The 24161-nt window shown below is 69.6% G+C and carries 21 protein-coding genes; 15 read left to right on the forward strand and 6 right to left on the reverse strand.

All coding sequences use genetic code 11. The features are described from left to right. Position 1: 1 nt before the first annotated feature. A complete protein-coding gene (locus BN948_RS09300; protein WP_009518622.1) occupies positions 2-1237 on the reverse strand; it encodes a branched-chain amino acid ABC transporter substrate-binding protein in 1236 nt (411 codons plus the stop codon). 27 nt (positions 1238-1264) lie between these two features. After that, a complete protein-coding gene (locus tag BN948_RS09305; protein WP_009518621.1) occupies positions 1265-2056 on the reverse strand; it encodes an SDR family oxidoreductase in 792 nt (263 codons plus the stop codon). Positions 2057-2222: 166 nt separating this feature from the next. Between BN948_RS09305 and BN948_RS09310 the strand changes: the two genes are divergently transcribed. From BN948_RS09310 to BN948_RS09350, 9 genes are all read left to right on the forward strand, one after another. Beyond that, complete coding sequence (locus tag BN948_RS09310; protein WP_009518619.1) at positions 2223-4160, forward strand: helix-turn-helix domain-containing protein; 1938 nt, start codon at positions 2223-2225, stop codon at positions 4158-4160. 102 nt (positions 4161-4262) lie between these two features. Next, the gene (locus BN948_RS09315) at positions 4263-5054 is read left to right on the forward strand and encodes an SDR family oxidoreductase (protein ID WP_009518618.1); all 792 of its coding nucleotides are present in this window, start codon (positions 4263-4265) and stop codon (positions 5052-5054) included. A 4-nt stretch (positions 5055-5058) separates the two neighbouring features. Beyond that, entirely contained in the window at positions 5059-5487 is a 429-nt protein-coding gene (locus BN948_RS09320; protein ID WP_009518617.1) for a PaaI family thioesterase, read from the forward strand. Positions 5488-5504: 17 nt separating this feature from the next. Beyond that, positions 5505-6521 carry an NADP-dependent oxidoreductase gene (locus BN948_RS09325; protein ID WP_009518616.1) on the forward strand — a complete coding sequence of 339 codons (1017 nt, stop codon included), beginning with the start codon at positions 5505-5507 and terminating at the stop codon, positions 6519-6521. A 16-nt stretch (positions 6522-6537) separates the two neighbouring features. Continuing rightward, the gene (locus tag BN948_RS09330) at positions 6538-8190 is read left to right on the forward strand and encodes an isovaleryl-CoA dehydrogenase (protein WP_009518615.1); all 1653 of its coding nucleotides are present in this window, start codon (positions 6538-6540) and stop codon (positions 8188-8190) included. Between the two features lie 413 nt (positions 8191-8603). Next, on the forward strand, positions 8604-9542 hold the full coding sequence (locus BN948_RS09335) for a glutathione S-transferase family protein (protein ID WP_035621426.1): 939 nt from the start codon (positions 8604-8606) through the stop codon (positions 9540-9542). Beyond that, positions 9539-9982, forward strand: coding sequence for a GNAT family N-acetyltransferase (locus tag BN948_RS09340; protein ID WP_009518613.1), 444 nt, complete (start codon positions 9539-9541; stop codon positions 9980-9982). The genes BN948_RS09335 and BN948_RS09340 overlap by 4 nt, the downstream gene beginning before the upstream one ends. A 53-nt stretch (positions 9983-10035) precedes the next feature. Further along, positions 10036-10941, forward strand: a complete 906-nt coding sequence (locus BN948_RS09345; RefSeq protein WP_009518612.1) for an SDR family oxidoreductase — start codon at positions 10036-10038, stop codon at positions 10939-10941. Between the two features lie 6 nt (positions 10942-10947). Continuing rightward, positions 10948-11505, forward strand: coding sequence for a methylated-DNA--[protein]-cysteine S-methyltransferase (locus BN948_RS09350; protein WP_009518611.1), 558 nt, complete (start codon positions 10948-10950; stop codon positions 11503-11505). Here BN948_RS09350 and BN948_RS09355 read toward each other — a convergent pair. Both BN948_RS09355 and BN948_RS09360 read right to left on the reverse strand, forming a co-directional pair. After that, a complete protein-coding gene (locus BN948_RS09355) occupies positions 11502-12563 on the reverse strand; it encodes a DUF72 domain-containing protein (protein WP_035621353.1) in 1062 nt (353 codons plus the stop codon). The two genes, BN948_RS09350 and BN948_RS09355, sit on opposite strands and share 4 nt — an antisense overlap. A gap of 8 nt (positions 12564-12571) precedes the next feature. Next, positions 12572-13543 carry a GlxA family transcriptional regulator gene (locus tag BN948_RS09360; protein ID WP_009518609.1) on the reverse strand — a complete coding sequence of 324 codons (972 nt, stop codon included), beginning with the start codon at positions 13541-13543 and terminating at the stop codon, positions 12572-12574. 114 nt (positions 13544-13657) lie between these two features. On the opposite strand from BN948_RS09360, the gene BN948_RS09365 reads away from it, so the two are divergent. The 6 genes from BN948_RS09365 (at position 13658) to trhO (ending at position 20702) form a co-directional block, all read left to right on the forward strand. Further along, positions 13658-14203 (forward strand): cysteine hydrolase family protein, encoded by a 546-nt coding sequence (locus tag BN948_RS09365; protein ID WP_009518608.1) that lies wholly within the window; start codon positions 13658-13660, stop codon positions 14201-14203. 76 nt (positions 14204-14279) lie between these two features. Further along, positions 14280-16613, forward strand: coding sequence for a Tex family protein (locus tag BN948_RS09370; RefSeq protein ID WP_009518607.1), 2334 nt, complete (start codon positions 14280-14282; stop codon positions 16611-16613). Positions 16614-16674: 61 nt separating this feature from the next. Next, on the forward strand, positions 16675-17502 hold the full coding sequence (locus BN948_RS09375; RefSeq protein ID WP_009518606.1) for an HDOD domain-containing protein: 828 nt from the start codon (positions 16675-16677) through the stop codon (positions 17500-17502). Positions 17503-17608: 106 nt separating this feature from the next. Next, positions 17609-18472 carry an HDOD domain-containing protein gene (locus BN948_RS09380; protein ID WP_009518605.1) on the forward strand — a complete coding sequence of 288 codons (864 nt, stop codon included), beginning with the start codon at positions 17609-17611 and terminating at the stop codon, positions 18470-18472. Positions 18473-18507: 35 nt separating this feature from the next. After that, positions 18508-19605, forward strand: a complete 1098-nt coding sequence (locus BN948_RS09385; protein WP_009518603.1) for a patatin-like phospholipase family protein — start codon at positions 18508-18510, stop codon at positions 19603-19605. A gap of 41 nt (positions 19606-19646) precedes the next feature. Beyond that, positions 19647-20702: an oxygen-dependent tRNA uridine(34) hydroxylase TrhO gene (gene trhO / locus BN948_RS09390; RefSeq protein WP_009518602.1), complete on the forward strand. Its 1056-nt coding sequence runs from the start codon at positions 19647-19649 to the stop codon at positions 20700-20702. On the opposite strand, the gene BN948_RS09395 is transcribed toward trhO, so the two are convergent. Together BN948_RS09395 and BN948_RS09400 are read right to left on the reverse strand one after the other, a co-directional pair. After that, positions 20651-22885 carry a winged helix-turn-helix domain-containing protein gene (locus BN948_RS09395; protein ID WP_009518601.1) on the reverse strand — a complete coding sequence of 745 codons (2235 nt, stop codon included), beginning with the start codon at positions 22883-22885 and terminating at the stop codon, positions 20651-20653. The genes trhO and BN948_RS09395 overlap by 52 nt on opposite strands. Positions 22886-22976: 91 nt before the next feature. Next, positions 22977-24119, reverse strand: a complete 1143-nt coding sequence (locus BN948_RS09400) for an iron-containing alcohol dehydrogenase (RefSeq protein WP_009518600.1) — start codon at positions 24117-24119, stop codon at positions 22977-22979. Positions 24120-24161 lie beyond the last annotated feature (42 nt).

Genomic DNA, 24161 nt, shown 5'->3' on the forward strand with positions numbered 1-24161 from the left:
CTCAGGACGGGCGCTGCATCTTGCAGCTGGCCTGCACGGGCATGGCGGCGTCTTCGGCGCTGAACACCTTCACCGGCTTGAAGCCCATGTCCGTGCCGTCCACCTTGTAGCGGGCGTCCCGGGTCACGGTGGACACCACCAGCGGCATCAGGATCTGGTGGTCCGCGGCGCGCATGCTGGCCTCGCCCATGGGGGTCTTCACGCGCGCCGTCTCCATCGCGCGGGCGAAGGCGTTCACGTTGAGCTTGCCGCCCTCGGGCTTGGTGCGCCGCAGGGCATCGGCCACCATGTCCAGGCCGAACGCCGTCTGCGGTTCGACGAACACGGGCGGGCGGCCCAGCTTGGCCGAGAAGTCGGCCACGAAGCGCTCGCCGTCGGCGCCACCCGCTTCGCCGTTGAAGGCGTGCACGATGAAGTGCCCCAGGGCGGTGTCACCGGCGTTGCTGATGTTGCCCGGCTGATCCAGGAAGACCGTGCCGAACGTGGCCTTGAGGCCGGCGCCCTTGGCCGCTTTCATCATCAGCAGCAGGTCGTTGGACCAGTTGCCGGTGAGCACGGTCTCGGCACCGGAGCTGCCGATCTTGGCGATGTAGGGCGCGAAGTCCTGGATCTTGTTGGTGTCGTGCAGGGTCTTCTCCACCACCTGGTAGCCGCCCGCCGTCGCGTTGTCGACGATGGCGGCCTCCATGTCCTGGCCCCAGGAGTAGTTCTGGTTGATGGAATAGACCTTCTTGCCCAGTGCGTTGGCCTCCTTCATGCCTTTGACCAGCACCTTGGTGCGCACCTGCGCGTTGGGCGCCACGCGGAAGTGGTGGAAGTTGCACTTTTCACCCGTCAGCTCCAGGGCCTCGGCGCCGACGTTGATGTAGACGATTTCCTTGCCCGGGTTGCGCAGGTTGTGCTTGCGCACGTCTTCGGTGATCTGCCCGCCGATGGCCGACGACGCCCCCTGCACGACGATCTGCACGCCGTCGGCGATGGCGGCCTTGAGCTTGTCGGACGCGCCGGCGGGCCCGCCCTGGTTGTCGTACTCGACCAGTTGCACCGGCTGGCCGTTCCAGCCGCCGGCCGCGTTCATCTTGTCGATAGCGAAGCGCACGCCGGCGCGGAAGGTCTGACCCGTGGAGGCTTGCGGGCCCGAGAGGGTTTCCAGCAGGCCGATCTTGACCGCGTCGGCGTGCGCGGCCGAGGCGATCAGCAGGGCCGCGGGGAGGGCGGCGAGGCGAAATGAACTCATGGTTTGTCTCCTGTTGTGGATGGGGGGTCAGAGGTACTCGACGTTGCCGTCCACGCTGATCACCTGACCGGTCAGGTTGCGCGCGCCCGGCGAACTCAGGAACAGCGCCGTAGCCGCGACGTCGTCGGCGGTGACCATGCGGCGCAGGGAAATCTTGTCCAGGTACTGCTGGCGCATCGCTTGCGGGCTGATGTCCAGCGCGCTGGCGCGTGCCGCGATGACGCCGTCCATGCGGGCGCCCTCGACCACGCCGGGCAGGATGGCGTTGACTCGCACGCCCTGAGGTCCGAGCTCGATGGCCAACGAACGGGTCATGCCCACGATGGCCCACTTGCTGGCGGCGTAGGGCGTGCGGTAGGCATAGCCGAGGCGGCCCGCGACCGAGCCCATGGCGATGAGGCTCGGGTTTGCGCCCGAGGCCTTGAGCAAGGGCACCGCGCGGCGGGCGAAATGGAACTGGCTGTCCAGGTTGACGGCCAGCGTGCGCTCCCAGGCCGCGGCGTCGATGTCCTCGATGGCGGCGGTGGGGCCGGCAATGCCGGCGTTGTTGACCAGGACGTCCAGGCCGCCCAGGTGGTGGCGCACGCCCTCGAACACGGCGTCCACATCGGATGGGACCGAGGCATCGGCCGGCGTGCCGGTGAGGCCCGGGCTCTCGGTGAGCAGCCGGTCCAGGGCCAAGCGGTCGATGTCGCAGACGTGCACCTGAGCGCCCGCGGCATGGAAAGCGCGTGCGATGGCGGCGCCGATGCCACCGGCCCCGGCAGTGATCAGCACGCGAAGGCCGGGGGCAGGGCGGAGGGATTCGTGGAGGGCCATGGGTCGGTCGGTGTGCAAGCTGCGGGCAGTGTCTGCAATGCATCCGTCACGAGCCATGTTCTTTGCGCACACAAATACAGGCTTGTTTGTGTGACGACCTCACATAAGGCACCCCCTTTCGGGTCGGCGGGCTCTGGTACCCTTGCCGCCCAACGCAGGAGGCGCCTTGGACATCCCCCCCTCGATCGCGCAGACCTTGATTGAGTTGCTGCACCGCGCCGCGCCCGCCGAGGACTTCGCCCAACAGTTGGCCCAGGTCGAGGCCTTGCCGGCCGGTCAGGCCGACAAGGCCAGCCTGGTGGAGACGGTGCGCATGGCCATGGCCGTGCACAACCGCATCGAGGTGCTTCAGCAACGCGAGCAGGGCATGGTGGCCCTGATGGAGTCGGCCCAGGACCTCTCCGAGCAACTCGAACAAGGCAAGTTGCTCGATGCCATGGTGGCCAGGACGCGGCGCCTGCTGGGTGCGGACATGGCCTGGCTCTCCGAGCTGGACGAGGCGCGTGGCGTGTTCCAGGCGCTGGCCGCCGAAGGCGGGCTGACGCGCAATTCGGTCGCCATGAACATCCGCAGCGACCGGGGCGTGGCCAGCGTGGTGATGGCCACCCGCATGCCTTTCACCACACCCGACTACCTGCACGACACGCGCTTCAGCCACGACCCCCGCTTCGACGACATCTTCCGCGCCGAGGGCATCTGCGCCCTGGTGGGCGTGCCGCTGATCTGGCAGGACGAGGTGATCGGCCTGCTGTTCGCGGCGGACCGCTACCCGCGGGTCCACACCACGCAGAACATCGCGATCCTGCGCGCGCTGGCCGCCCACGGCGCGCTGGCCCTGAAGAACGCGCGCGACTTCAAGCGCGTCAACCTGGCGCTGGACAAGGCGGACGAGGCCCGGTCCGAACTGGAGCGCCACATCCGGGGCGTGCAGGCCGCCGCCGACGCGCACGAGGAGATCACCCTGCTGCTGGCCCGGGGCGCCTCGCTGGCGACGCTGTGTCAGGCGGTGGCGGGCCTGTTGGGTGGCGGCCTGCTGGTGCTGGACGAGCTCAACCAGGTCATCAGCCAGGGCGTGGCCGAGGGTTACGCGGGCACGGGCGCGCAACGCTACCAGCCCCATGGCGAACACAGCGCCGACCTGGCCCGGGCCCTTCGTCAGGCGCGCCTGTCCGGGCGCTCGGCCCAGGCCTATGAAGCCGACGGGGAAATCTGCCGCGTCATGCCGGTGATCGGGGGCGACGACGCGCTGGGCGCCATCGTCCTGTTTCACCAGAAGCCACTGGAAGAGGTGGCCGAGCGCACGTTCGAGCGCAGCTCCAGCGTGATCGGGATCGTGCTGCTGTCGCAGGAGCGCCAGGAGGCCAGCAGCCACCGCGACATGTCGGCCCTGATGCGCGCCCTGGTGTCGCCGCGGCAGGACGAGCTGGCCCTGCTGGGCGACGGGGCCGAGCGCTTCGGTCTGGACCTCACGCAGCCCCTGTCCCTGATGATGGTCGAGCTCAATGGGCCGAGCGCCGGCTTCGTGTCCCGGCGCCTGCTGCAGATCCCCGGGGTGAAACCCTGCCTCATCGACGACATCGACGGCATCGTGGCCGTCGTGTGCAGCACCCTTCGCGCCCAGGAGGTGCGCCAGGCCCTGGCGCTGTGGATGCGCCGGGAAGTGGGCAAGGCCTACCGCGGCGTGCTGTCGCGGCCCATGAGCTCACCGGCCGAGTTGCCCGCGGTGTTTGCGACGATCAAACGGTCGATGGGCATCCTGCGCCGCCTGGGGCTGCAGGAACAGCTCATCGGCCAGAACGAGCTGGCGCTGTACTCCACGCTGTTCGAGACCCACGACGCCAGCAGCCTGGAGCAGTTCCTCGATGCCAGCATCGGCCCCTTGATCCAGCACGACCGCAAGCGCCAGACGGCCCTCACCGCCACCTTGCTGTGCTTCTTCGACTGCAACCAGAACGCCAGGACCACGGCGCAGCGGCTGAACATCCACGTCAACACGGTGCGCCAGCGCCTGAGCACCATCGAGGGGCTGCTGGGCCACCTGGGCCAGGCCTCGCGGGCGCTCGAGGTTCACGTGGCGCTGCGGCTATGGAGCCTGCGCGCCTGAGCGGTCGCGGAGCGCGCCACTGATGTGACACACGCGCGCCGGCCCCGGGGCCACAATGGCCGTTTTCGTCGGTTCAAACAACACACACGAGGCAGACAAGACATGACCCGCACCATCTCCCAACTCTTCGACCTCAAGGGCAAGACCTCCCTCATCACCGGCGGCTCGCGCGGCCTGGGCCTGCAGATGGCGCACGCGCTGGGCGAGGCCGGCGCGCGCGTGCTGATCAGCTCGCGCAAGCAGGCCGACCTGGAAGAGGCCACGGCCGAACTCAAGGCCGCCGGCATCGACGCGCAGTGGATCGCCGCCGACGGCCAGAGCGAGGAGGAGTGCCGCCGGCTGGTCGACGAGACGATGAAGCGCCTGGGCAAGATCGACATCCTGGTGAACAACGCCGGCGCGGCCTGGGGCGCGGCGGCCGAAGAGCACCCGGTGGACGCCTGGGACAAGGTCATGGACCTCAACGTGCGCAGCTACTTCATCCTGAGCCAGGAGGTCGCGCGCCGCAGCATGATCCCGAACAAGGGCGGCAGCATCATCAACACCGCCTCCATCGCCGGCCTGGGTGGCAACCCGCGCGGCATGAAGACCATCGCCTACAACACCTCCAAGGGTGCGGTCATCAACTTCACGCGCGCGCTCGCGGCCGAGTGGGGCGACCATGGCATCCGCGTCAACGCCATCTGCCCGGGCTTCTTCCCCAGCAAGATGACACAGGGCACGCTCAAGGCCATGGGCGAGGAGAAGCTCGCCGCGCACGCGCCGCTGGGCCGCCTGGGTGACGACGAGGACCTGAAAGGCCTGACGCTGCTGTACGCCAGCGACGCCGGCAAGCACATCACCGGCCAGTGGCTGGCCGTGGACGGCGGCGTGTCCATCATCACGGGAGGCTGAACGCTTGGAGTTTTCTGTCCGCATTCCCTTCGTCGATCTGCTCGGCTTTCGCCTCACCCGCATGGACGGCGGCGAGGCCGAGATCACCTACGAGCCGATCGCCGAGCACCTGAACTCCTTCGATGTGGTGCACGGTGGCGCCAGCATGACCTTGCTGGATGTGGTGATGGCCCACGCCGCGCGATCGGTGCAGACCGACATGGGCTGCGTCACCATCGAGATGAAGACCAGCTTCATGCGCGCCGCCAAGGGCCCGCTGGTGGCGCGCGGCAAGCTGCTGCACCGCACCGCCACCCTGGCCTTCACCGAAGCCAGCGTGTTCGACGCCGCCGGCAAGCTGTGCAGCCACGCCACCGGCACCTTCAAGTTCGTGCCGCGCCTGCCCACGGGGCCGGGCGCCGTGAACACCCTCAACCGCATCTCAACCGACTGAACTCCGGGAGACACACCATGCCCACCAACCGCCAGATCCTGCTCGACAACCGCCCCAAGGCCGAGGCCACGGTCGACAACTTCAAGCTCGTGAGCAGCGAAACGCCCGCGCTCAAGGACGGCCAGGTGCTCGTGCGCCACCACTTCCTCAGCCTCGACCCCTACATGCGCGGCCGCATGAACGACAGCAAGAGCTACGCGGCCTCGCAGCCCCTGGGCGAGGTGATGATCGGCGGCACCGTGGGCGAGGTGGTCGAGTCGAAGAACCCCAAATACGCCGTGGGCGACCAGGTGGTGGGCATGGGCGGCTGGCAGGAGTACAGCGTGGTGGACGCCGAGCAGCCCGGCGCGCTGCGCAAGGTGGACACCACCCACGTGCCGCTGAGCCACTACCTGGGCGCCGTGGGCATGCCGGGGGTGACGGCCTGGTATGGCCTGGTGAAGATCATCAACCCCAAGGCCGGCGAAACCGTGGTGGTGAGCGCGGCCACGGGCGCCGTGGGCAGTGCCTTCGGCGCGCTGGCCAAGGCGCGCGGCTGCCGCGCGGTGGGCATCGCGGGCGGGCCCGAGAAGTGCAAGTACGCGGTGGAAGAGCTGGGCTTCGACGCCTGCATCGACTACCGCCTGCACAAGGACATGTACTCCCTGGCCAAGGCACTGAAGGAAGCCTGCCCGAACGGCATCGACGGCTATTTCGAGAACGTGGGCGGGATGATTCTGGACGCCGTGCTGCTGCGCATGAACGCCTTCGGCCGCATCGCCGTGTGCGGCATGATCGCCGGCTACGACGGCCAGCCGCTGCCCCTGGCCAACCCGGCGCTGATCCTGGTGAACCGGCTCAAGGTGGAAGGCTTCATCGTGAGCGAACACATGGAGGTGTGGCCCGAGGCGCTGAAGGAGCTGGGCACGCTGGTGGGCACCGGCAAGCTGCGTCCGCGCGAGACGGTGGCGCAGGGCATCGCGTCGGCGCCCGAGGCTTTCCTGGGTCTGCTCAAGGGCAAGAACTTCGGCAAGCAGCTCGTCAAGCTGATCTGAGCGCAAGGAGGTTCACATGCAGGCGACGCACGAGGTCTTCAACCAGCCCGCGCCGCTGGTGGATGTGAACCTCTTCGAGACCAACCGCGCCCTGCAGGCCGCGCTGGCCTTCAACGCGCCGGGGCTGGACACGGCCGGCCTGCGCGCCCTGGGCGCCACCGTGGGCAGCGCGGAGATGCAGACCCACGCGCGCCTGGCCAACGTGTTCACGCCGCAGCTCAAGACGCACAGCCGCGTGGGCGAGCGCATCGACCAGGTGGAGTTCCACCCCAGCTACCACGCGCTGATGCGCGAGGCCGTGGGCGCCGGGCTGCACGGCCATGCATTCGCGCCCGAGGAGACCGCGAGCGGCACCGCCCACCTGCGCCGTGCCGCCGGCTTCATGCTCTTCACCGAGCTCGAGCCCTCGGTGCTGTGCCCCATCTCCATGAGCTACGCGGTCACGCCCGCGCTGCAGGGCAACGCGGCCATCTACCGCGACTGGGCGCCGCAGCTCACCAGCCGCGCGTACGATCCCACGCTGAAGGTCTGGCGCGACAAGCCCGGTGCCACCATGGGCATGGGCATGACGGAGAAGCAGGGCGGCTCGGACGTGCGCGCCAACACCACGCGCGCCGAACCCGCCGGCAGCGACGGCTGGGGCCAGCGCTTCAGCGTCACCGGCCACAAGTGGTTCTTCTCGGCGCCCATGTGCGACGCCTTCCTCATCCTGGCGCAGACGGCTAGCGGGCTGAGTTGTCTGTTCCTGCCGCGTGTGTTGCCCGATGGGAGCGTCAACGCCATCCGCATCCAGCGCCTGAAGGACAAGCTGGGCAACAAAGCCAACGCCAGTTCCGAGGTGGAGTTCCACGGCGCCAGCGCCTGGCTGGTGGGCGAAGAAGGCCGCGGCGTGCCGCAGATCCTGGCCATGGGGACCATGACGCGCCTGGACTGCGCCCTGGGCACCAGCGGCCTGATGCGCCAGGCCCTGTCCATCGCGCTCAACCACACCACGCAGCGCAAGGCCTTTGGCAAGGTCCTCATCGACCAGCCGCTGATGAAGAACGTGCTGGCCGACCTCGCGCTCGAATCCGAAGCGGCCACCGCGCTCGCTTTGCGCCTGGCGCGCGCCTTCGACCGCCAGCACGACCCGCATGAGCAGGTGATGGCGCGCCTGCTGACGCCCGTGGCCAAGTTCTGGATCTGCAAGCGCGGCAGCCACTTCGCGCAGGAGGCCATGGAGTGCCTGGGCGGCAATGGCTACGTGGAGGAGGGTGGCGAGGGCATCATGGCCCGCATCTACCGCGAGATGCCGCTCAACTCCATCTGGGAAGGCGCGGGCAACATCATGGCGCTTGACTTGCTGCGTGCGATCCGCAAAGCCGACGCCGCCGCCGCGCTGGCCCACGAGTTGGCGCCCGCCAAAGGCATGCACGCCGCGCTGGACCACCTGGCCGCGCGATTGCCGCTGCGTGTGGAGGAGATGGCCACCGAGATGGAGGCCCGACGCCTGGCGCAGGACGTGGCGCTGGCCGTGCAGGCCGCGCTGCTGGCGCAGACCGCGCCGGCCGAGGTGTTCAACGCCTTCTGCGATTCGCGTCTGGGGGGGCATTGGGGGTACAGCTTCGGTTCGCTGTCGTCCGGTGCCGATGTGGACACCATCATCTCGCGTGCCATGCCGCGGGCTTGAGCTTGGTCTTCGATGAACATGCTTGACGTTCGGTGCGCTCGCAGGCGGCTGCCTCGCAGGATCGGGCGCCAGGGCGCTCTGTTCCGCGAATGTCCCCCGGACCGGCTGCGCCGGTCCTCCTCCTTTATTTCGCTACACAGAGCGCCCTGTCACCCGACCCACCCACACAGCGATGGAGTGCCCACCGTTCGTGTGCCGGCATGGTTGCAGGCCGAGGACACTGGGTGCCCTGCGCAGCAAAATAAAGGAGGAGCCAAGGGCGAAGCCCTTGGCGGGGGACATTTGCGGAGCAGGGCACCCAGTGGCCTCGGCCATCGCCAACCCGCCCGCGAGAAGCCCCCAACAAACTTCATCCCCAGCAGGCAGCAAGGCCAAGCATGATTGCCGAGACACCAGCCATGCACGCCACCACCATGCACGACCTGATCCTTCATCACTACCCCATGTCGCCCTTCGCCGAGAAGGCGCGCCTCATGCTGGGCCACAAGGGCCTCGTCTGGCACAGCGTGTACATCCCCACGGTGATGCCCAAGCCCGACGTGGTGGCGCTCACCGGCGGCTACCGCAAGACGCCGCTGCTGCAGATCGGCGCCGACATCTACTGCGACACCGCGCTCATCGCCGATGTGCTGGAACACCGCGAGCCCGAGCCGCCGCTGTTTCCGGTGCATGCGCGCGGCCTGTCGCGCGCTGTCGCGCAGTGGGCCGACTCCTCATTGTTCTGGGCTTCCATGGGCTACACGCTCAGTCCCAAGGGAGCGGCCAAGATGTTCGCCGGCCTGCCACCCGGCGAGGGACAGGCCTTTGCCGCCGACCGCGCCACCATGCGTCAGAACATGACCCTGCTGCGCCCCGCCGACGCCACCTGCGCCTACCGCAGCTACCTGCGCCGCCTGGCCAACATGCTCGACGAGCAGCCCTATCTGTTGGGCGAGGTGCCCTGCATCGCCGACTTCGCGGCCTACCACCCGCTGTGGTTCACGCGCAAGCTCAACCCGGGCCTGGCCGACATCCTGGACGCCACGCCCGACGTGCTGGAGTGGATGGACCGCCTGGCCGCCATCGGCCACGGCCGCAGCGATCGAATGAGCAGCGCCGACGCCGTGGGCATCGCGCGCGCGGCCACGCCCGAGCCGATCAAGGCCGAGGAGGTGTTCCAGGACGACCACGGCATTCCCCTGGGCAGCCGCGTGACGATCGCCGCCGAGGCTTTCGGCACCGAGACCAGTGAAGGCGTGCTGCTCGCTGCCACGCGCACGCGCTACACCATCGAACGGCACGACGATCGCGCCGGCACGGTGCACGTGCACTTTCCGCGCGTCGGGTACGTGCTGCGCGAGGTGAAGGCTTGATCGCCTGGCGTTGCGCGCGCTTCGACGAGTTGTCCGCGCGCGAGGTGTACGAGCTGATGCGCCTGCGCAGCGAGGTCTTCGTGGTCGAGCAGCGCTGCGTCTATCTGGATGCGGACGGTGCCGACCCCGGCTGCTGGCACCTGATGGGCGAGGACGGTGATGAACTGCAGGCCTACGCGCGCCTGGTGCCGGCGGGCCTGAAGTTCGCCGAGGCCAGCATCGGCCGCGTGGTCTGCGACCCGTCGACGCGCGGCACCGGCCTGGGCCATGCGTTGATGCGCGAGGCCGTGGAGCGCGTGCGCGCGCTGTGGGGGCCGGGGCCCATCCGCATCGGCGCGCAGGCGCATCTGGAAGGCTTCTACCGGCAGCACGGCTTCCTGCCTGACGGCGCGCCCTACGACGAGGACGGCATTCCCCACATCGAGATGCTGCGCCCCTGAGGCGTTGGGCCATCGAGCAAGACAAGCGAATACACACAGAAGGAGACGACACCATGATTCAGGATTTCGAGGGCACCACGGCCGTGCTCACCGGCGCGGGCTCGGGCTTTGGCCTCGAGTGCGCGCGCATCGGCGCGCAGCGCGGCATGAAGCTTGTGCTGGTGGACGTGCAGGCCGACGCGCTGGAGCGCGCCGAAGCCGAGATGAAGGCGGCTGGCGCGACCGTGATGGCGCGGCGCGTGGACGTGTCCGACGCTTCGCAGATGGAGTCGCTGGCCGAGGAGGTGTACCGCCTGTTCGGCGCGCCGCACTTCGTCTTCAACAACGCGGGCGTGGGCTCGTCGGGGCTGATCTGGGAGAACTCCGTGCGCGACTGGCAGTGGGTGCTGGGCGTGAACGTCTGGGGCGTGGTGCACGGCGTGCGCCTGTTCACGCCCATGATGCTGGACGCCGCCAAGGCCGACCCGAACTGGCGCGGCCACATCGTCAACACCGCCAGCATGGCGGGCCTGCTCACGCCGCCCAACATGGGCATCTACAACGTGAGCAAGCACGCGGTGGTGGCCTTCACCGAAACGCTCTACCAGGACCTGCGCCTGGTCACCGACCAGATCGGCGCCAGCGTGCTGTGCCCGTACTTCGTGCCCACCGGCATCAACCAGAGCCACCGCAACAAGCCGGCCGAGATGGCCGACGAACAGCTGACCCGGGCCCAGGTCATCGGCCAGGCCATGAGCGACAAGGCCGTGGGCTCGGGCAAGGTGACGGCGGCGGAGGTGGCGCACAAGGTGTTCGAGTCCATCGAGGCCGACCGCTTCTATGTGTTCAGCCACCCCAAGGCGCTGGGCAATGTGCGCTCGCGCATGGAGGCCATCGTGAACGTGCAGAACCCGCCGGACCCCTTCATGGAGCGGCCCGAGGTGGGCGAGCAATTGCGCGCGGCCCTGCGGGGCGCTTGAGGCGCCATGGACTCGCCGGCCGAGCGCGGGCACTGCCTGTTCACCACCGCCATCGGCACCTGCGGCATCGCCTGGGGGCCGGCGGGCATCGTGGCCGTGCAGTTGCCCGACGCGGGCCACGAGGCCACGCGGCAGCGCCTGCTTCGCAACGCAGGCGAGGAGCTGGCGGCCGCCGAGCCACCGCTTCCGGTGCAGGCGGCCATCGCGGGCGTGCAGGCGCTCATGGCCGGCGAACGGCGCGACCTGCTGGAGGTGGCGCTGGACATGGACCGCGTGAGCGACTTCCACCAGCGCGTCTATCACTTCGCGCGCCGCATTCCGCCCGGCCAGACGCGTACCTACGGCGAGGTGGCGCAGGCCCTGGGCGACCCGCAACTGGCGCGCGCGGTGGGGCAGGCCATGGGGTCCAACCCCTTCGCACCCATCGTGCCCTGCCACCGTGTGATGGCGGCGGGCGGCAAGCCCGGCGGCTTCTCCGCGCGCGGCGGCGCGGTGACCAAACTGCGGATGCTGGGGATCGAGGGCGCGCTGGAGCCGGACCTGTTCGGGCCGGACGGCGGTTAGGCGCTCGCCAGCCGCTCCGCCAACGCCCGCGCCGACAACGGCGCGCAACCCTCCGCCTTGTTGCTGATGGTCACGTAGGCGTTCTGCCCCGCGCCGGTGACGCCGCGCACCGTGCGAACGATGAGTTCGCGCGTGTCCTCGTCCACGTCGTGGATGCGGTCGTACGGCGCGTACTCGCGCTGCGCGTCTTCGTAGCCGTAGGCGCCGTGCAGGGGGTTGAGGTTCCAGCGGCACACCAGCGGGCCGGGCCACAGGGCGCGCAGCAGCGGTAACTGGTCCGCCATGCGCGGCATCTTGGCGTGCAGGCCCAGGCAGTAAGTGGCGCCAGCCTCGCGCAGCACCTCGGCCAGCGCGGGGGCGATGCCCGGGGCGAGCCATTCGGGATCGCGCACCTCCACCGCCACCACGCCATCGGGCGTGGCGCCGCGCACGTCCGGCAGGGCCTTGAGCATCGCGCGCAGGCGGTCCAGCAACAGCGGCAGGCGCTGCAACTGCATGAAGGGCAGGGGGCTCAACTGGAAGACGAGTGCGCCGACCTTGTGGCCCATGCCGGCGAGCGCGGGCTCGATGAATTCCTTCACGGCGACGTCGGGGTCCAGGAACAGCGGGTTGGGCTGGCGGCCCTTGCCGTCCTCGCTGCGGATCTGCGCGTCGCACACCAGCGCGGGCGCCTTCACGACGAAGCGGAAGTCGGCCGGCACCTGCTCGGCGTAGCGGCGGAACTGCACGTCGGTGAGGGCGCGGTAGAAGCTGCGGTCGATGCACACCGTGCGCAACAAGGGGTGCTGGCCATAGGCGGTGAGGCCTTGTTTGGACAGCGTGGCGTCGGGGTACTCGCGGTCCCACACCAGGCCGGTCCAGCCAGGGTATGTCCACGACGAGGTGCCCAGGCGCAGGCGCGGCGGCAGGGCGGCGGCGAGGGCACGCAGGGTGTCGTCGCGCGGGGCGGGTTGCACGCCCGTGCGCGGGCGGCTGCGCGGCGCCGGGGTGGCGGACGGTGGTGGTGCGGGTGAAGGTGAAGGAGGAGGCGGTGGTCCGCCGAACAGGTCGTCCTGCATCGTGCGCGTCAGCCCGCGTGGAAGCGCCGGCGGTACTCGCCGGGCGTGAGGCCCACGATGCGGGCGAAGACCTTGCGGAAGGCGCCAGCGTCGCTGTAGCCCACGTCCCAGGCGATGCGGTCCACCGGCAGGCGGCCGAACTGCAGCATCTCGCGCGCCTTGCCCACGCGCAGGCGCTGGCAGTACTCGGTGGTGGTCATGCCGGTGGCCTTCTGGAAGCGGCGCAGGAAGGTGCGCTCCTCCAGCCCGGCGCGCGCCGCGAGTGTGGGCAGGGCGATGTCCTTCGCGTCGGTGGCCTGCAGCCAGTGCTGCACCTTGAGCACGGCCGCGTCGCCGTGCCGCAACCGGGGCGAAAAGGCGCTGTAGTAGCGCTGCTCGCGCCCGGGCGGGTCGACCAGCAGCGAGCGCGCCGTCTCCACCATCACGGTGGCGCCCAGGGTGCGGTCGATCAGTCGCATGCCCAGGTCCGTCCAGGCCATGGCGCCGCCGGCGGTGAGGATGTCGCCGTCGTCGACGATGAGCTGGTCGGTGTCGAGCTGCACGCCGGGGAAGCGGTCCTGGAAGGGCTCGGCGTAGCGCCAGTGCGTGGTGATGGTGCGCCCGGCAAGCAGGCCGGTTTCGCCGAGCACGAAGGCGCCGGCGCACACGGACGCCAGGGCCACGCCGGCCGTGTGCTGCTTGCGCAGCCAGGCGCCGAGGGGCGCCGCTGCCTCGCGTGGCAGGGGCGGGTTCAGGCTGGGGGGCAGCACCAGCACGGCGGGTGTGCGGTCGGGGCCGGGGGCGCTGTCGAACACACGCGTGGGCGGGCCCTTGTCTTGCGGCTGCCAGTGGGTGATGCGCAGCGTGGCGGCGCTTTGCCCCACCCGGCGCGCGGCGGTGCGAGAGGCGAAGTCGAACAGGTCGCTCATGCCCAGCACGGCGGCCAACTGCGCGCCGGGGTAGAGCACCAGGCCGATTTCCATGGGGTCGGGGGCAGGCATGTGTCGATTCTGCCCTCTGGAATGTCGATGCCGCCACTTTCCCGGGTGCGCGACGGTGCGGATCATTGCCGTCGTCCCGAACCGGGATGCGAACCCTGACCCATGGAGAACCGAATGCCCCAGCGCGCCCTGCTCGTGATCGACCTGCAGAACGAGTACTTCCCCACCGGCAAACTGCCCCTCGTCGGCATCGAAACCGCCACCGCCAACGCGGCGCGCGTGATCGCCGACGCGCGCGCCAACGGCGTGCCGGTGATCCACGTGCGGCACGAAGCCGCCAAGGCCGATGCCCCGGTGTTCACCCCCGGCACGCCGAACACGCAGATCCACGCCTCGGTGGCGCCGGTTGAAGGGGAGGCGGTGATCGTCAAGCACTTTCCCAATTCGTTTCGCGAGACGCCGCTGAAGGCGCTGCTGGACGAGGAGGGCGTGCGCGAACTGGTGATCGTGGGCGCGATGAGCCACATGTGCATCGACGCCGGCGCGCGTGCCGCCGCCGACCTGGGCTACACCGTGACGGTGGTGCACGACGCCTGCGCCACGCGTGATCTGGTGTTCGGCGGCCAGACGGTGCCGGCCGCGCAGGTGCACGCGGCGTTCATGTCGGCGCTGGGGACTTACGCCACGTTGAGCACGACGGAGCAGGTGCTGGCGCGCTGAAAATTCGCCCCAACAGCCTGTGGCAAACTCCCGCGCTTCGTGAAAGAGCAGCCCCTGATCCGGGCCCGGGAGACCCATGCAGAAGATCGTTGCGCGCCTCGCGCAAGACCTGAAGATTCGTGAACAGCAGGTGCAGGCCGCAATGGACCTGCTGGACGGTGGGGCCACGGTGCCCTTCATCGCCCGCTACCGCAAAGAGGTGACGGGCAACCTCGACGACATCCAGCTCCGTGAACTCGACGCCCGCCTGGCCTACCTGCGCGAGCTGGAAGACCGCCGCGCCACGGTGCTCAAGAGCATCGACGAGCAGGGCAAGCTGAGCGACACGCTGCGCGCGGCCATCGAGGCGGCCGACACCAAGCAGGACCTGGAAGACCTGTACCTGCCCTACAAGCAGAAGCGCCGCACCAAGGGCACCATCGCGCGCGAGGCGGGCATCGAGCCCCTGGCCGACGCGCTGTGGGCCGACCCGACGCTGGACCCGCAGACCGCCGCCGCGCCCTATGTGAAGACCGAGAAGGGCGAGGACGGCAGCGACTTCACCACCACCGCGGCCGTGCTCGACGGCGTGCGCGACATCCTGTCCGAGCGGTGGGCTGAGGATGCGGCACTGGTGCAATCGCTGCGCGAGTGGTTGTGGGCCGAGGGCGAGATCACCAGCAAGCTGGTGGCCGGCAAGGACGAGAACGCGCCCGAGGTGGCCAAGTTCCGCGACTACTTCGACCAGCGCGAGGCCATAGGCAAGGTGCCGTCGCACCGGGCGCTGGCCATGTTCCGTGGCCGGGGGCTTGAGATCCTGGACGTGAAGCTGGCGCTCCCGGAAGAGCCGCAGCCCGGCCAGCCCAGCCTGGCCGAGGGCCGCATCGCGCGCCACCTGGGCTGGAGCCACCAGGGCCGCAAGGCCGACGACCTGCTGCGCAAGTGCGTGGCCTGGACCTGGCGCGTGAAGCTGAGCCTCTCCAGCGAGCGCGACCTGTTCGCCCGCCTGCGCGAAGGCGCCGAGGGCGTGGCGATCCAGGTGTTTGGCGCCAACCTGCGCGACCTGCTGCTGGCCGCGCCGGCCGGCCCCCAGGTGGTGATGGGGCTGGACCCGGGCATCCGCACCGGTGTGAAGGTGGCCGTGGTGGACGCCACCGGCAAGCTCGTCGACACCGCCACGGTGTACCCGCACGAGCCTAAGCGCGACTGGGACGGTGCCCTGCACACCCTGGGCCGCCTGTGCGAGAAGCACGGCGTCTCGCTCATCGCCATCGGCAACGGCACCGCCAGCCGCGAGACGGACAAGCTCGCGGCCGACCTGCTCAAGCGCCACCCGGGCGCGCAGAAGGTGGTGGTGAGCGAGGCCGGTGCCTCGGTTTATTCCGCCAGCGAGTACGCCAGCCAGGAAATGCCGGACGTGGACGTGAGCCTGCGCGGCGCCGCCAGCATCGCGCGCCGCCTGCAGGACCCGCTGGCCGAACTGGTGAAGATCGACCCCAAGAGCATCGGCGTGGGCCAGTACCAGCACGACGTGAACCAGAGCGAGCTCGCGCGCACGCTGGACGCCGTGGTGGAGGACTGCGTGAACGGCGTGGGCGTGGACCTGAACACCGCCAGCGCGCCGCTGCTGTCGCGCGTGTCGGGCCTGTCGGCCTCGCAGGCCAAGGCGGTGGTGCGCTGGCGCGAGTCGAACGGTGCCTTCCGCAGCCGCAAACAGTTGCTGGACGTGGCCGGCCTGGGCGCCAAGACCTTCGAGCAGGCGGCCGGTTTCCTGCGCATCCGCGGCGGCGACAACCCGCTGGACATGACCGGCGTGCACCCGGAGAGCTACGCGGTGGTGGAGAAGATCATCGCCAGCGTGGGCGAACCGGTGGACAAGCTCATGGGCCGCGCCGACTGGCAGGGCCGCCTGAAGCCCGAGCAGTTCGCGGTGGACGGCGTGGGCGCCATCACGGTCAAGGACATCCTGAAGGAGCTGGAAAAGCCCGGCCGCGACCCGCGTCCTGACTTCAAGGTGGCGCGATTCAACGACGGCGTGGAAGACATCAAGGACCTGCGCGAGGGCATGATTCTGGAAGGCACGGTGAGCAACGTGGCCCAGTTCGGCGCCTTCGTGGACCTGGGCGTGCACCAGGACGGCCTGGTGCACGTGAGCCAGTTAAGCCACAAGTTCGTCAACGACGCGCGCGAGGTGGTGAAGACCGGTGACATCGTCAAGGTGAAGGTGCTGGAGGTCGACACGGCGCGCAAGCGCATCTCGCTGACCATGAAGCTGGACGCCGCGCCGGCGCGGCGCGAGGGCGGTGGTGCGGGGGCACCACGCGCGGGGCGCGACGGTTTCGCGCGCCACATGGGCGGCGGCCGCGACGCGGCCCAGGCGCCCTCGGCCATGGCCTCGGCCTTCGAAAAGCTTCGCTCGGGCAAGCGCTGAGCGGCGCATCAAGTTCCGCCGCGGCCTGCCGATAGGGCAGGAAAGGACAACTCCGCCCACCATGGAACTTGAAGCGCTCCTGAACTACCCCGGTGCCCTGCCGGCGATGTCCCGCACCGTCGCCGACCTGATGTCGGAGATGAACAAGGACGACCCGAGCCCCAAGCGGGTGGCCGAACTCGTGGGGCAGGACCCCTCGCTCACCACCCGGGTGCTGCGGCTGTCCAACTCGTCCTTCTTCCGCGCCAGCCGCAAGATCGGCAGCGCCGAGGAGGCCGTGGCCATGCTGGGCATGACGCACGTGCGCTCCCTCGTCATGGCCGCCGCGCTCGGATCCAGCTTCAAGAATGTGCCCGGCGTGAACCTGCCGCAGTTCTGGCGCTACAGCCTGCGCGTGGCCGACATCTCCAAATCCCTGGCGGCCGTGTTGCGCCAGCAGGAGGCCAACGCCTACACAGCCGGTCTGATCCACGCCATCGGGGACCTGGTGATGCACATCGCCATGCCCGACGACATCGGCCCGCTGGACATGGGCACGCCGCCGCTGGACCTGCAGCGCGCCCAGGCCGAGCGCAACCGTTTCGGCTACACGTATGCCGAGGTCGGCGCGGGCATGGTGGAGCGCTGGAACTTCCCCACCGCCATCGTCAGCGCCCTCAAGCACCAGACGGCGCCGTTCGACGGCGACGTGTACGACCCGCTGGCGGGCATCCTGCACCTGGCCTCCTGGCGCGCGCGGGCCGAGGAAATCCAGCTCGACGACGGCGGCCTGGCCGCCACTTTCCCTGACATGGTGGGTTTGACGCTGGGCCTGGACCTGGGCAGCGTGCTGGGCAAGGACCCGGCCGAATGGGAGTTCACCGACGTGCTGTCCGCCTTCCTGGACTGAGTCCGGCGCAGGCCAGTTACATATGCCCCCGATAGTTCTAAAGAATCGCAGCCAGGGAACGATAAACAAGACAAACCACCGACGCACCACACGCAAGAGGATCGCCATGCACCTCGACAAACTGCTCAAGCAACCCCAGGCCCTGCCGTCCGTTCCCAAGGTCGTGCGGCGCCTGATCGACACCTTCGAGCAAGCCGAGGTGGACCCCATGCTGGTGGCCTCGCTGATCGAGGAGGACCCGGTCCTCACGGCCAAGCTGCTCAAGACCGCCAACTCGGCCTTCTTTGGCCTGTCGCGCAACGTCACGAACGCGCGCGAGGCGATGAACATCCTGGGCCTGATCAAGGTGCGCGCCCTGGTGGTGGCCAGCGCCCTGGGCGAAGGCTTTCACACGGTGGGTGGCGTCAACCTCAACCAGTTCTGGCGCTACAGCCTGAACACGGCCAACCTGTCGCGCTACATCGCGCTGCCCATCCGCATCGACGAGAACACCGCCTTTACTGCCGGCCTGATCCACGCCATCGGCGAGCTGGTGATGCACGTGGGCATGCCCGAGGCCATGATCGAACTCGATCGCAACGTGCCCATGCTCGACCTCAAGCGCGCCAAGGCCGAGCGCAGCCTGTTCGGCTACAGCTACGCCGAGGTGGGCGCAGCGCTGGCGCGCGAGTGGAAGTTCCCGCGTCGCATGATCAACGCCATCGAGCACCAGTCGGCGCCCTTCGACAACGACGTGTACGAACCCATCGCGGGCGTCATCCACGTCGGCTCCTGGCGCGCCCGCGCCGAGGAGGCGGACCTGCGCGGCGAGCTGCTGATCAACACCTACCCGGACCCGGTGGGCGTGGTGCTGGGCATCGACCCGGACACCGTGGTGGCCGAGCGGATCCCGTCGATCTCGCGGCACCCGGTGGAAGCGGACGAGCCGCAGGTCGAGTCGTTCAAGGATTCCGTGCCCCACGGAACTTGAGCCTACCCGACGGCGCTCGGTGACAATCCGGGCCCATGCGAGCGCTGCGACTGTATGCCGGCCCTTCGGCCCTGGCCCACCTGACCGAACGGGGTCTGCGTCCCTCGGACGTCGGTGTCGTTCCGGCGGCGGCGGGTGGCCCCAAGGGCTTGATCCTCGGCCCCATCGACCGCCTGCTGTTCGGCCACTGGCTGGCCGACGCACCACAAACCATCCACCTGGTGGGCTCTTCCATCGGCGCCTGGCGCATGGCCACGGCCTGCCTGCCCGACGCGCGGGGCAGCTTCGAGCGGCTCGAGCACGACTACATCCACCAGCACTTCGAGCTGCCGGCCGGGCAGCGGCGGCCCACGCCTCAGCAACTGAGCGAGCAGTTCTCGCTCAATCTGCGCACGTTCTACGGCGGGCGCGTGGAGCCGGTGCTGCAGCACCCGCGCTGGCGGTTGCACGTCGTCACCGCGCGCGGGCGCCGCCTGCTGGCCAGCGACGGCCGCTGGCGCACGCCGCTGGGCTACCTGGGCGCGTTCGCGGCCAACGCGGTTCACCGTCCGGCGCTGGGCGGCTGGCTGGAGCGCGTGGTGTTCTCCGGGCCAGACGCCACGGCCGGCACCACCAGCGCCTTGCCCTTCGCCACGCACGACCTGCGCACGCGCCAGATTCCCATGGGGCCGCACAACTTCATGCAGGCCCTGCAGGCCAGTTGCTCCATTCCGTTCATGCTGCGTCCGGTGGTGGACATCCCGGGCGCGCCGCACGGCCCGTACTGGGACGGCGGCATCACCGACTACCACCTGCACCTGCACTACCGGCATGAGGCCTCGGCGCCGATCGTGCTGTATCCGCATTTTCAGAAAGCGGTGGTACCGGGCTGGCTCGACAAGGCCTGGAAGCGCCGCCACCGCAGCAGCACCGCGCTGGACCACATGCTGGTGGTGGCGCCCGACCCCGATTGGGTGAGAAAGACCCTGCCCGACGGCAAGCTGCCCGACCGCAACGACTTCGTGCGCTACGGCCAGGATCTGGCGGCGCGGGTGAAGGCCTGGGGTGAGGCGGTGACGGCGGCCCGGCAACTGGGCGATGAGCTGGGGGAGTGGCTGGCGAAGCCGGACGTCGGGCGGGTGGAGCCGCTCTGAGCGCTTGCGAGGCCAGACAGAGCGCGCGGGATAATCCCCCGGTGACCGCGCCCTACCTCACCGCCGCTCTCTACAAGTTCGTCGACCTGCACGACCACGCCGACTGGCGCGAGCCGCTCATCGAGCGGTGCCGCGAACACCAGGTCAAGGGCACCTTGCTGCTGGCGCCCGAGGGCATCAATGGCACCATCGCCGGCCCCGAGGCGGGCGTGCAGGCCGTGCTGGCCTGGCTGCGGCGCGATGCGCGACTGGCCGACCTGGAGCACAAGGCCTCGTGGTCCGACCGCCCGCCGTTCCACCGCCTCAAGGTGCGGCTCAAGCGCGAGATCGTCACCCTGCGCGTGCCCGGCCTGCGGCCGCAGGAGCACGCGGGCCACTACGTGAAGCCCGAGGACTGGAACGCGCTGATCGCGCAGCCGGACGTGCTGCTCATCGACACCCGCAACGACTACGAAGTGAAGATCGGCAGCTTCGACGGCGCGATCAATCCAGGCATCGGCGCCTTCACCGATCTGCCCGGCTGGTTGGCGCGCCAGCCAGCCTTGCAAGGCGCCACCAAACCGCGCGTGGCCATGTTCTGCACGGGTGGCATCCGCTGCGAGAAGTCCACGGCCTTGCTGCGCATGCAGGGCTTCGAGGAGGTCTACCACCTCGAAGGCGGCATCCTGAAGTACCTGGAGCAAGTGCCCGAAAGCGAGAGCCGCTGGCAAGGCGAGTGCTTCGTGTTCGACGAGCGTGTGAGCGTGGGCCACGGCCTGCGCCCGGGCGCGCACGCGCTGTGCCGTTCGTGCCGCTGGCCGCTCAGCCAGGCCGATCGCGCCTCTCCGCTGTTCCAGGAAGGCGTGAGCTGCCCCCACTGCCATGCCCAGCGCGACGACGGCGACCGCGAGCGTCTGGCCGAGCGCCAGCGGCAGGTGGTGCTGGCGCGCGAACGGGGCGTTGCGCACATCGGCGCCGACGCCATGCCCCCGGCCAACTCGGCCACATTGGCCACATCGGAGGGTGGCGAGCGGGCCGGCCAAGGCAAGCCAGACGCCACGCAGGCTCAGGGCGCCCAGAGCCAGCCGAGGTCCGCCTCGGGTTCGGCCACGCGGTAGGGCTCGGGCGACGACGCCGAGAGTACGCCGTACGGGCGCCGATGCAACTGGCTCAGTCGCTGGCCGTTGGATGAGCGCTGCAGCCAGGCGCCGGCCTGAGACAGTGCCTGATCGAGTGCCTGCGCGCTGGGCGGGCGGCGCCACAGCATGGCGGTGGCCGCCGCCATCGCCAGTTGGCGTTTGACGCTCGAGGATGGCGCGGTCTGCCAGGCGCGCAGCATGAACTGGGTGGCCTGCGGCATGTCGCGATCGAGCAGTGCGAGGGTGGCGTCGGCGGCCAGGGCAATGGCCGCGATGCTGCGGTTGTGCTGCCGCGTGTGGCCGCTGATGGTGTCGCGCAGTGCCGACAGCGCGGTGCGCGATCGCGTTTGCCAGGCCGTGTCGATGGCGAACAGCCAGGCCTCGTCGCGAAACCACAGGCTGCAGTGCGACAGCACAGGCAGGGCTTTTTCCACCAGCCCCCAGGCCATTTGGGGCTGCGCGTTCAGCCGCAGACGGCGCGCCTGAAGCCAGTCGTTCACGGCACGCCAGCGGGGCAGGCCGGCGATGGCCAGGTGGTCCAGGCCCTGCAGGCAGGCGTCGAGCCGGATGCGGTCATCCAGACGGGCGGCCAGGTCGCCCAGCGCGAGCCGGCTGAGCAGGCGCGGGGTGAGCCACGGCGAGCGCTCGGCGAGGTCATGGGCGCGTGTCCATTCGTTCAGGGCGGTGTCCAGGTCGCCATCGGCGTGACGCATCTGACCCGACAGGGCGTGCAGCAGGGCCTGCAGGCCCTCGCAGCCCGGTGCGACGTTGCTGCCCGCGTCGCTGGTGCGGTGAAACGCCAGCCCGCTCGGTGCGTCCCGTGCGATCTGGCGGTGCAGGTTGGCCAACCGGTGCCAGCGGCGAATTCCGGCGGAGCCATCGACGATCGGCGCGTCGCGCAGATGGCGCCACCAGACCGGCGCCGCCCAGTCGGCGCCCACGGCAACCATCAGGTGTTCGGCGATGGCACCGGCGCGCACCGCCAGAGAGGTGGTGGTGGCGTGGTCGAAGTGGGTGAGCGCGCGGTCCACAAGGTGGGCTACGCGACGTGGATCACCAGCGGTCCATTCGTAGACAGCCAGGCACAGGTCGGACCAGCCTTCGAGGCGGCTGGCGTCCACCCGGGAGGCACGCCGTCGAAGTTCGTTCGACTCCTGGGGCGTGCGCGGGTCGCCTCGCCAGGCGCCTTCCATGAGGATGTCGGCCTCGGCGTCCAGGCTGCGCTCGACCAGGGAGCGGCACCACAGGGCGGGCAGGTGCTGGCTGCACGACGCCATTTGCGGTGGCGGGTGGCCGACCAGGGCCGCCAGGCGTTCCCAACGGCGTTCCACTTCGCCGGGGGACGTGGACAGCAGGATCTGGCGCAGACGCAGCGCCAGGGCGGTCGAACCTGCGGCCCGCCACGCCGCTTCGAATGGCGAGCCGGCGCTGGCGGTGACGCGGGTGCGCCAGTCGGGTGCAGCGAGATCGACCTCCAGCACGAAGACCGGCGGACCATCGCCTCCGTCGGACTCCGTGTCCGCCAGACGCAGCAACCCGCTGGCCTGCACCGTGTCGTCGTGCAGGTTCGTCGCACGTTCCGTGTCGATGGGCTGCACGCCGTGCGCCTGCAGCGAGAGGACGCTGAAGCCGGCGAGGGCGCCGGGGAGCCACGGCGGCAGGTCGAGTCCGTGGGCGAGACGGGGCGCCAGCCAAAGCACCGCGAGCAGCGCCGGGCCACGACCGTTGAGCCCCGGGGCCACACGGCGGTGGCGCACTTCACCCACCACGCGGTAGCCCACGCGGTGCACGGTCTGAACGGGGCAATCGAAGCCGGGGACGTCGCTCAGCGACTTGCGCACCTTGAGTACGGCCTGGGCGATGACCGAGTCCGTCACGCAGCGGCGCTGCCACACCTGCTCCAGCAGTTCTTCCTTGCTGACGACCCGACCGTGGTGCTTGAGCAGGTAGTGCAACAGGTCGAAAGCCCGCCGCTCCATCGGGCGCAGCACGCCGTCGCACATGAGTTCGCGGTGGTCCGAGCGCAGCACGAAGGGGCCGAACGTGAATTCGTCTCCGCCGGCCGGTGCCTGTCCGGCGGGCGGGATGGCAGCAACGACCGGGGCCTTCGCGGGCAATTCGGGGGCGGCTTTGACACGCCCCGCTGCGCTGTGCTTTCGCATGACGGCTCTTCCTCACCTGAAAAGGCGATTACAGCACTGCGAAAGTCATCAATTTTTCGTGAACATAAATACAAAAGAACTACAAAAGTTCTCAAGCCATCATGGAGGCCTCCAGCATCGCCTCGTAGTCCTGCGGCGAGGCGAGGCGGGGGTTGGTCTTGTGGCAGTGGTCGGCCAGCGCGCCGTCAATGATTCGATCGAAGAGGGCGCGGTCCACGCCCATGGCCGCCAGGCCTTTGGGCAGGCCCAGACGGGCGCTCATCTCGGCCACGGCGGCCGGCACCTCCTGACCGGCGTTCAGCCCCATGGCCTGGGCCATCCGGTCGAGGCGTTGCTCGCGCTGCATGCTGTCGGCCTCGGCGTTGAAGCGGATGACGGCCGGCAGGAACACGGCGTTGAGCGTGCCGTGGTGCAGGCGCGGGTTGAGCCCGCCCAGGCTGTGGCTGAGGCTGTGCACGCATCCCAGGCCTTTCTGGAAGGCCATGGCGCCCTGCATGCTGGCGCTCATCATGTTCAGGCGGGCCTCGCGGTCGCTGCCGTCGCGCGTGGCGCGCTCGATGTGGAACCAGCCGCGGCGCAGGCCGTCGAGCGCGATGCCATCCGCTGGCGGATTGAAGGCCGCACTCATGAAGGTTTCCATGCAGTGGGCGATGGCGTCCATGCCGGTGGCGGCGGTGAGCAGCGGTGGCAGGCCCAGGGTGAGCTCGGGGTCGAGCAGGGCGGTGCGCGGCACCAGGTGCCAGCTGTGAAAGCCCAGCTTGCGGCCGTCGTCGACGATGAGGATGGCGCCGCGCGCGACCTCGCTGCCGGTGCCGGCGGTGGTGGGCACGGCGATCAGGGGCGGCACGGCGGCGGTGATTTTCGGCGAGCCGCCTTCAATGGTGGCGTAGGTCTTGAGCGGGCCTTCGTGCGCGGCGGCGATGGCCACGCCCTTGGCGCAGTCGATGGCGCTGCCACCGCCCAGCGCGATCAGGCCGTCGCAGCGTTCCTGGCGGTAGATCTCGACGGCCGCGCGCACGGCGGCCTCGGTGGGGTTGGAGGGGGTCTGGTCGAACACGGCGGCGGGCGTGCCCTGAAGGGCCGCTTGCAGCTTGTCGAGCAGGCCCGCGTTGCGCACCCCGGCGTCGGTCACGATCAGCGGGTGGCGCATGCCGATGCGCTCGCACTCGGCGGGCAACTGCGACAAGGCCCCGTAGTCGATGAGGATGTTTGTCACGTAAAGGATCTGGGCCATGTCGGTCTCCGGTTATGGTTCGGGGCAGCGAAAACTATACGG

Source organism: Hydrogenophaga intermedia, from assembly GCF_000723405.1.
GTDB classification, from domain to species: domain Bacteria; phylum Pseudomonadota; class Gammaproteobacteria; order Burkholderiales; family Burkholderiaceae_C; genus Hydrogenophaga; species Hydrogenophaga intermedia.